Source organism: Mycobacterium simulans (assembly GCF_900232995.1).
GTDB lineage: Bacteria > Actinomycetota > Actinomycetes > Mycobacteriales > Mycobacteriaceae > Mycobacterium > Mycobacterium simulans.
The window spans coordinates 1-898 of record NZ_OCVX01000031.1 but is presented as its reverse complement, the minus strand read 5'-3'; the positions used below and the strand labels follow the sequence as shown (position 1 = coordinate 898).

1 pseudogene is annotated in these 898 nt (G+C 78.3%); it reads right to left on the bottom strand.

The window, feature by feature from the left end:
- Nucleotides 1-898, bottom strand: a pseudogene (locus MSIMFI_RS28755) (PE family protein); the annotation flags it as partial.

Below are 898 nucleotides of genomic sequence, written 5' to 3'. Positions count from 1 at the left end.
CATCTGACTTTCCGCCTTGCCGGGGGGGCGCGGAGTTGTGTAAAAGAGACGGGCCCCCGGCCCCCCCCCGGGCCGCGTCCCCCCGGGCCCCCCGTTCCCCCCCGGCCCCCCGGGGCGCCCCGCCCCCCCCCCCCCCGCCGATGCCGCCGGCGCCGCCGGCGCCGCCGATGCCGACCACCAGCCCGCCGCGACCACCGGCACCCCCGAAGCCGCCGGCACCGCCAGCGCCGGCCGAGGCGCCGACACCGCCGCCGCCGCCGGCACCACCATTGCCCCCTAATCCTGCACCGGTGGAGCCAACTTTCAGATTGGCACCACCGCCGTTACCGCCGGCACCGCCGGCAGCACCGGTACCGCCCGCGCCGCCCGCGCCACCAGTTCCCCCGGTCGCATCGCCACTATCGGCGTTTGCCCTCACGGCCGAGCCGCCGGCACCACCCGCGCCGCCAGCACCGCCGGCGCCGCCGGCGCCACCAGCACCGCCATCGCCCCCGGTAGCGCGAGGGGAGCCAAAATCGGTCGCGTTCCCGCCGGCGCCGCCGGCACCTCCCGAGGCGAAGTTGCCGGCCGCGCCTCCCGCGCCCCCGGCTCCACCGGAAACGGGGTCGGCGCCACTGCCAACAGTCCCGTTACCGCCCTTGCCGCCGGTACCGCCGCCCACACCGGGGTTAATGCCGTCGCTGCCGGGCCCGGCGTCCGTGCCGTTGCCGCCCACGTTGCTGAGTCCGCCTGCGCCGTTGGGTGCCTGTTGTACCTGGTGGAACCCTGGGTTGACCGCGTTGGCGCCGGTAGCACCGGCCGCGCCCGCTCCACCGGCCCCGCCGTTGCCCCACAGCCAGGCATTGCCGCCGGCACCGCCGGTGCCGCCACTGCCGCCGACGACCGTGGCGGCCCCGCC